We start from the raw sequence: 6,024 nt of genomic DNA, 5'->3' as shown, positions 1-6,024 counted from the left end.
GCGGGTCCTTCGACCAGCCGCACCCGGCCCGCGAGTTCCGGCCGCCGGGCGGGGCCGCGCCGAGCGCCTGGCCGGCGGCGGAGGGGCCGGAGCAGGCGAAGTTCCGAAACGTCCGAGGCGGGGCGCCGGGTGCGGCCGCAGAGTGGGAGGCGGAACGACCGGCACGACGACCCACGCTTCCCGAGGAGTGAGTGAGCCATGGACGCCACCGAGACCCCCGCCCCGCAGGTCTGGCCCAGCCTGCGCGCCGCCGACGCCCGGGCCCTGATCCGCTTCCTGGTCGACGCCTTCGGATTCCAGGAGGTCGTCACCTACGGCGAGGGCGACGTCGTCGCGCACGCCGAACTCGCCTGGCCCGAGGGCGGCGGCGTGATGCTCGGCTCCGAGCGCGGGACGCCCGAGGGCGCCGAGCCCTGGCCGGGCCGGCCGGGCGGCTTCACCGCGTACGTGGTCACCGCCGACCCGGACGCCGTGCACGCCCGCGCGGTGGCCGCCGGGGCCCGGATCACCACCGGGCTGTACGAAACCGGCTACGGCTCGCGGGACTTCGCCGCCGCCGACCCGGAGGGCAACCGCTGGTACTTCGGCACCTACCCGGGCGCGCCCCGTCCGCCCGCCGGGCGGACGACGGGAGTGTGAGGACAGACCCCGGGAGCCCTCGGGGCGGCCGCCGCCGAACGGGGGCAGACTGGCTGCGGGGGCACCCCACCGGAGGCGCTGGAGGCATCGGAGGCGGAGCGTGCCGCAGATGACGGTGGACGGGCGCACCCTCGCCCTCTCCCACCTCGACAAGGTGTACTACCCGCGCACCGGCACGCCCAAGGGCGAGGTGCTGCGCTACTACGCCGCCGTGCACACCGCCCTGCTCCCGCACCTGCGCGACCGCCCGGTCTCCTTCCTGCGCTGCCCGGACGGTGTCGAGGCGGAGGTGTTCGTCGCCAAGAACCCGCCGCCCGGCACCCCGGGCTGGGTGCGTACGGTCGACGTGCCGAGCAACACCGGCGAGCTGCGGCAGGTGGTACTGGAGGACGGCGCGGCGCTGCTGGCGATCGCCAACCTGGGCTGCCTGGAGCTGCACGTCCCGCAGTGGCACGCGGCCGTGCCCGCCCTCGCCGACCGGCTGGTGCTGGACCTCGACCCCGGCGAGGGCGCCGACGTGCTCACCTGCCGCACGGTCGCCCTGCTGCTGCGGGAGCGGCTCGCGGCGGACGGTCTGGCGGCCTGGGTGAAGACCTCCGGCTCCAAGGGCCTGCACCTGCTGGTCCCGATCGAGCCCACGCCGAGCACCCGGGTCTCCGGGTACGCGAAGGCGCTGGCGGCCGCCCTGGAGGCCGAGCACCCGGAGCTGGTGGTGCACACCATGGCCAAGGCCCGGCGCCGGGGGCGGGTGCTGGTCGACTGGTCGCAGAACAACGCCAAGAAGACCACCGCCGCGCCGTACACCCTGCGGGCCCGGCCGCTGCCGACCGTCTCCACCCCGCTGGCCTGGGCGGAACTGGAACGGGCCGCCGAGGAGCGGGACCTGGTCTTCACGCTCGCCGAGGTGCCCGGCCGGCTGGCCGCGCACGGCGACCTGCTCGCCCCGCTGCTGGACCCGGAGCGGGCCCGGCCGCTGCCCGGTGCGCCCTCGGCGGCCGGAGCGCCGCCGCCGGTGCGCCAGGTGCTGCACCCGCCCGTCGAGGTGATGCGCCCGGCCGCCGTGACCGCCGTCCCGCCCGCCGACGGCCTGGGCGGCGGGGGCGTGCAGTACGAACTGAAGCTGGACGGCTTCCGCTGCGTCGCGTTCGCCCGGGGCGGGCGGCCCGCGTACCTCCAGTCCCGCAGCGGCCGCGACCTCGCCCCCGAGTTCCCGCCGATCGCCGCCGCCGTCTCCCGGCTGCCGGAGGGTCTGGTGCTGGACGCCGAGCTGGTCGCCTGGCGCGGCGGCCGGTTCGCCTTCGGAGAGCTGCTGCGCACCCGCCGGGCCCGCGCCGCCGCCCCCGAGGTGACGCTCGGCCTGATCGCCTTCGACCTGCTGGCGCTGCCCGGCCGCGACGTCCGCGGGCTGCCGCTCACCGACCGCCGTCGGCTGCTGCTCGCCGCCCTCGCCGACGTCCCGCCGCCGATCCGGCCGGTGATGGCCACGACGGACCGGGCGGAGGCGCTGGAGTGGATGGAGCGGCTCGCCGACACCGGGGTGGAGGGCCTGGTCTGCAAGGCCGCCGCCGCCGCGTACCGGCCGCGCGGCGCGGGCCGGGTCTGGGTCAAGTTCCGCCGCGGCGACACCCTGGACGCCACCGTCGGCGCCGTCACCGGCCCGGCCGACCACCCGCACGCGCTGGTCCTGCGGCTCGACGACGGCCGGGTGTTCCTGACCGCCCCGCGGCTCACCCCGGTCCAGTCCGGCGAGGTCGCCGAGGTCGTCCGCCCCCTGCTCGGCCCGCCCGGCACCGACCCCGAGCACGGCCCGGTCCACCCCCTGACCTCCCCCCTGCGCGCCGAGTTCACCCTCACCGGCCGCCCGCCCACCGCGACCTTCGTCCGCCTCCGGGGCGACTGACGTCGGACCGCGCTCACTTCCCGCGCTTCGCCGACGCGTGGGCGAACTCCGTGACGAAGGCGTCGTCGAACAGCGGCAGGTCGGCGGGCCTGCGGCTGGTGACGAGCGGGCCGGGGCCGTCGTGGCAGACGTGTACCGGCTCGTCCACCCAGTGCGCGCCGGCGTTGACCAGGTCGGTGCGCAGGCTGGGCCAGGAGGTGAGGGTGCGGCCGCGTACGGCGTCGGCCTCGATGAGTGTCCAGGCCGCGTGGCAGATCGCCGCGACCGGCCGGCCGGCGGCGCCGAAGGCGTGCACGAAGTCGACCGCCGGGCGCTCCAGGCGCAGCCGGTCGGGGTTGGCGACGCCGCCGGGGAGGACCAGCCCGTCGTAGTCGGCCGGGTCGGCCTCGGCGACCAGGGCGTCGACGGCGAAGGTGTCGCCCTCGGCGTGGTGCCGGACGGTCCGGACCCGCCCCTCGGCGGTGGACAGCAGCCGCGGGGTTCCGCCGGACTCGGCGACCGCCTGCCACGGGTCGGTCAGTTCGACCTGCTCGGCCCCGTACGGCGCGACCAGGAACGCGATCGTCCGGCCGGTGAGCGTGGTGGACGGCCAGCCCATGGCGCGGGTCGCTCAGCCCGGGTGCGGGGCGGTCAGGTCGACGGCCACGGGCGGAGCGGTGCTGAGCCGGGCGCGCGGGCAGTCGAGGTGGACGGCGCGGTCGAGGTGGTCGAGCCGGGCGACCAGTCCGGCCGGAACGAGCACCCGGGCGCCCGGCACCCAGGGCTCGGCGTCGACCAGCAGGTGGTCCCCGGCGTCCTGTTCGACCCGGCCGACCGGGCCGTCGGTGGCGTGCACCTCGTACCCGACCAGCGTGAGGTCGGCGGCGGGATGGGCGCCCGGGCGGTACTCCCACAGGTCGGTGCTCATGGCGTCACGCCTCCGGCCGGTCCCAGGGGCGCCGCTCGCGGCGCTCCCGGAACTCCGTCGGGTCCGCCGGTGCGACACCGCTGCGGGCCTCGCGCCGGCGGCGCAGCAGTTCGGAGGCGGCGACCGCGGCCCCCACCGTCGCCGCCCAGACCACCCCGAGCGCGACCAGTACGGCGGTGGCCGGTGTCCGGGCGCCCACGCCGAAGCAGATCGCCGTCATCACCAGGGCGGTCAGCGTCACCCCCGCCGTGACCCTGCGCCCGACCCCGCGGAGCACGCGCCGGACCCGGCTCGGCGCTTTGGCGCCCATCGTGCTCAGCTTCCGGTCGAGCCGTGTGTCCTGCCGCAGATCGGACTCGATCTCCTCGAGGAGCCACCGCTCCCATCCGCTCAACGCGGGTCCGTCCATCTCGGTCACCTCCGACACTTCCGGTGACGTGCTCGCACCCGGCGGGTTGCCCGGTACGGGCCGGCACTAACCGTTGCGGGCACCGCCTGTTCCGGCGCCGACGGGCCCGAAGGCCCGGGGGCGGGCGAGCAGGCTGTCGTCCAGGACGCCCAACAGGGCGGCGGCGTCGCGGTGGACCTCGGCCGCGCCCGCCGCCCGCAGCTCCGGGCCGGTGTCCCGGCCGGCCGTCAGGGCGACGCACGGCACCCCGGCCCGCCGCACGGCCCGCACCTCGCGCACGCTCCCGGCGACGGCCACGGCGTGCCAGGGCCTGCCGTCCACCAGGTCGAGCGCGGCTCTCACCGGATCGCCCCCGGGATCGGCCACGGTGAGCGCCGGAGCCCCGGCGGGACCGGGGCCGGTCAGCACCACCGTCCACCCCCGGGCGGCGCACTCGCGCAGCAACTCGGCACCGCCGGGCAGCGTGGGCTGCCACCAGTCGGTACCGAAGAGAGCCGCCGAGACCACCGTCATGACCACCGCTTCCGTTCGCGGGCGACGCACCGAATGCTCCCTTCCAGGTTAGGTCGCTCCCCCGCCGCGCGCAGCAGCCTGCGCCCGGGCCCCCCGGAATCCTCTCGACGGCCCGGAAAATCGGCTGGTCCGGGGTGATCGTTCGGCCCTAGGGTGTCGCTCCGTCACATTGGTCCACTCCAGGAGCCCGATCCCCGATGCCTTCGCCCGCCGTGTACCGCTCGCCGAGAGCCGGCGCCACCGCCGCCACCGTTCTGCTCGCCGTGAGCGCCGCCACGACCCTCGCCCCGCTCGCCGTGGGCCTGCGCCTGTACGGGGAGGCCGGTGATCTCGCCACCGGCGCCGAGTCCGACGGATCCGCGCTGATGGACACGGCGCAGCTCTACGACAACGTCGGCTACCTCCAGGTGGTGGCCCTGGTCGCGTCCGCGGTCACGTTCGTCATCTGGTTCCACCGGGTCCGGGTGAACGCCGAGGTCTTCGACCCGCGCGGGCACCGGTTCCGGCGCGGCTGGGCGATCGGCGCCTGGTTCACCCCCGTGGTCGCGCTCTGGTTCCCCCGCCGGATCGCGGGCGACATCTGGCAGGCCGGCGCCCGGCCGGACGCCTCGGGCGTGCGCCCGCAGCTCCCGCAGACGCTGCTCAACCTCTGGTGGGCCACCTTCTGGATCTCCAACGTGACCGGCCGGGTCGGCTCCCAGTACCTCGGCTCGGCCTCGGCGCAGTACGCGGACGGCTACCAGCAGGCCGTCGGCTGGCTGATCGCCTCCGACCTGCTGCTGGTGGTGGCCGCCGTGCTCGCCGTCCTGGTGATCCGCGGGCTGACCGCCATGCAGGAGGAGCGCTTCACCGAGTCCGCCGCGCCTGTGTTCGGGCTCCACGGCGGCACCGTCCGGGGCTGAGCCCGCTCGGTCGGCCGGGGCCCGCGGGCGGGGCCTCGGCCGGGGCCCGCGGGCGGGGCGCTCAGTCCGTGAACGGGTCGGAGGCCAGCCGGGCGTGCAGGTGCTCGTCCGTGTAGACGCCCCCGCCGTAGGTGTAGGAGGCGCGCAGGGTGCCCTCGTACGGGAAGCCGGCCCGCGCCGCGACCCGGCAGGAGTCCTCGTTGCCGACGGCGTGGTAGAGCTCGATGCGGCGGGCGTCGGCCTGCTCCACCGCCCAGCGGGTGGCGGCGGTGGCGGCCCGGGTGGCCAGGCCCCGGCCGCGGGCGGCGGCGAGCAGCCAGTAGCCGACCATGACGACGCCGTCGTCCCGGTTGGTCCACACCAGGTAGGCGTTGCCGCACAGGCGGCCGTCGGCGGCGTCGACGACGGCGAAGGGGGCCGCGCTGCCGTCGGCCCAGCGGGCCTCGCAGCGGTCGAGGTAGGCCTCGGCATCGACCGGGCCGGTGGCGCTGAGCGGGGTCCAGCGGGCGACGGCCGGGTCGGCCGCGGCGGCGACCAGGGCGGGCACGATGCCGCCGGGCACGTCGAGGCCGTGCCCGAACGGGCGCAGCAGGGCGTCGCCGAGGTCGAGGACGGCGGGGCGGAAGACCCGCCGGTCGGTGGCGGGATCGCTGATGGTCATCCCGTCTTCCTATCCCCGGCGCCCCCGGGCCCGCCAGCGAATTTCCCGGGGCCCGGGCCTGCGGGCGCAGCCACCGGGTCTGAGCCGCCCGGG

The 6,024-nt window shown here is 76.9% G+C and carries 8 protein-coding genes and 1 pseudogene; 4 read left to right on the top strand and 5 right to left on the bottom strand.

The annotated features are described in order from the left end of the window. Positions 1-198 precede the first annotated feature (198 nt). From ACWGJO_RS06815 to ACWGJO_RS06805, 3 genes and pseudogenes are all read left to right on the top strand, one after another. Positions 199-639 (top strand): VOC family protein, encoded by a 441-nt coding sequence (locus tag ACWGJO_RS06815; protein WP_452182505.1) that lies wholly within the window; start codon positions 199-201, stop codon positions 637-639. A 109-nt stretch (positions 640-748) separates the two neighbouring features. Further along, positions 749-1,618 (top strand): annotated as a pseudogene (gene ligD / locus ACWGJO_RS06810) (non-homologous end-joining DNA ligase); the annotation flags it as partial. A 66-nt stretch (positions 1,619-1,684) separates the two neighbouring features. Further along, positions 1,685-2,539: an ATP-dependent DNA ligase gene (locus ACWGJO_RS06805; RefSeq protein ID WP_452182508.1), complete on the top strand. Its 855-nt coding sequence runs from the start codon at positions 1,685-1,687 to the stop codon at positions 2,537-2,539. 13 nt (positions 2,540-2,552) lie between these two features. On the opposite strand, the gene ACWGJO_RS06800 is transcribed toward ACWGJO_RS06805, so the two are convergent. From ACWGJO_RS06800 to ACWGJO_RS06785, 4 genes are all read right to left on the bottom strand, one after another. Then, positions 2,553-3,137 (bottom strand): type 1 glutamine amidotransferase domain-containing protein, encoded by a 585-nt coding sequence (locus ACWGJO_RS06800; RefSeq protein WP_452182504.1) that lies wholly within the window; start codon positions 3,135-3,137, stop codon positions 2,553-2,555. 12 nt (positions 3,138-3,149) lie between these two features. Beyond that, the gene (locus ACWGJO_RS06795; protein WP_452182503.1) at positions 3,150-3,446 is read right to left on the bottom strand and encodes a PRC-barrel domain containing protein; all 297 of its coding nucleotides are present in this window, start codon (positions 3,444-3,446) and stop codon (positions 3,150-3,152) included. A gap of 4 nt (positions 3,447-3,450) precedes the next feature. Further along, a complete protein-coding gene (locus ACWGJO_RS06790) occupies positions 3,451-3,855 on the bottom strand; it encodes a hypothetical protein (RefSeq protein WP_452182502.1) in 405 nt (134 codons plus the stop codon). Between the two features lie 66 nt (positions 3,856-3,921). Continuing rightward, on the bottom strand, positions 3,922-4,398 hold the full coding sequence (locus tag ACWGJO_RS06785; protein ID WP_387733130.1) for an HAD family hydrolase: 477 nt from the start codon (positions 4,396-4,398) through the stop codon (positions 3,922-3,924). A 167-nt stretch (positions 4,399-4,565) separates the two neighbouring features. Here ACWGJO_RS06785 and ACWGJO_RS06780 point away from each other — a divergent pair, with 167 nt between their 5' ends. Beyond that, on the top strand, positions 4,566-5,270 hold the full coding sequence (locus ACWGJO_RS06780; RefSeq protein WP_452182501.1) for a DUF4328 domain-containing protein: 705 nt from the start codon (positions 4,566-4,568) through the stop codon (positions 5,268-5,270). Positions 5,271-5,331: 61 nt separating this feature from the next. Here the strand turns inward: ACWGJO_RS06780 and ACWGJO_RS06775 are convergent, their stop codons facing one another. Further along, a complete protein-coding gene (locus tag ACWGJO_RS06775) occupies positions 5,332-5,931 on the bottom strand; it encodes a GNAT family N-acetyltransferase (protein WP_452182500.1) in 600 nt (199 codons plus the stop codon). Between the last annotated feature and the right edge of the window lie 93 nt (positions 5,932-6,024).

Source organism: Kitasatospora sp. NPDC054795, assembly GCF_053611565.1.
The sequence above is the reverse complement of the archived record's forward strand: the minus strand, read 5'-3'. Positions and strand labels throughout refer to the sequence as shown.

Coding starts and splice junctions, on each gene's coding strand:
- ACWGJO_RS06815 (WP_452182505.1), top strand. CDS start 199: ATGGACGCCACCGAGACCCCCGCCCCGCAGGTCTGGCCCAGCCTGCGC.
- ACWGJO_RS06795 (WP_452182503.1), bottom strand. CDS start 3,446: ATGAGCACCGACCTGTGGGAGTACCGCCCGGGCGCCCATCCCGCCGCC.
- ACWGJO_RS06800 (WP_452182504.1), bottom strand. CDS start 3,137: ATGGGCTGGCCGTCCACCACGCTCACCGGCCGGACGATCGCGTTCCTG.
- ACWGJO_RS06805 (WP_452182508.1), top strand. CDS start 1,685: ATGCGCCCGGCCGCCGTGACCGCCGTCCCGCCCGCCGACGGCCTGGGC.
- ACWGJO_RS06790 (WP_452182502.1), bottom strand. CDS start 3,855: ATGGACGGACCCGCGTTGAGCGGATGGGAGCGGTGGCTCCTCGAGGAG.
- ACWGJO_RS06775 (WP_452182500.1), bottom strand. CDS start 5,931: ATGACCATCAGCGATCCCGCCACCGACCGGCGGGTCTTCCGCCCCGCC.
- ACWGJO_RS06780 (WP_452182501.1), top strand. CDS start 4,566: ATGCCTTCGCCCGCCGTGTACCGCTCGCCGAGAGCCGGCGCCACCGCC.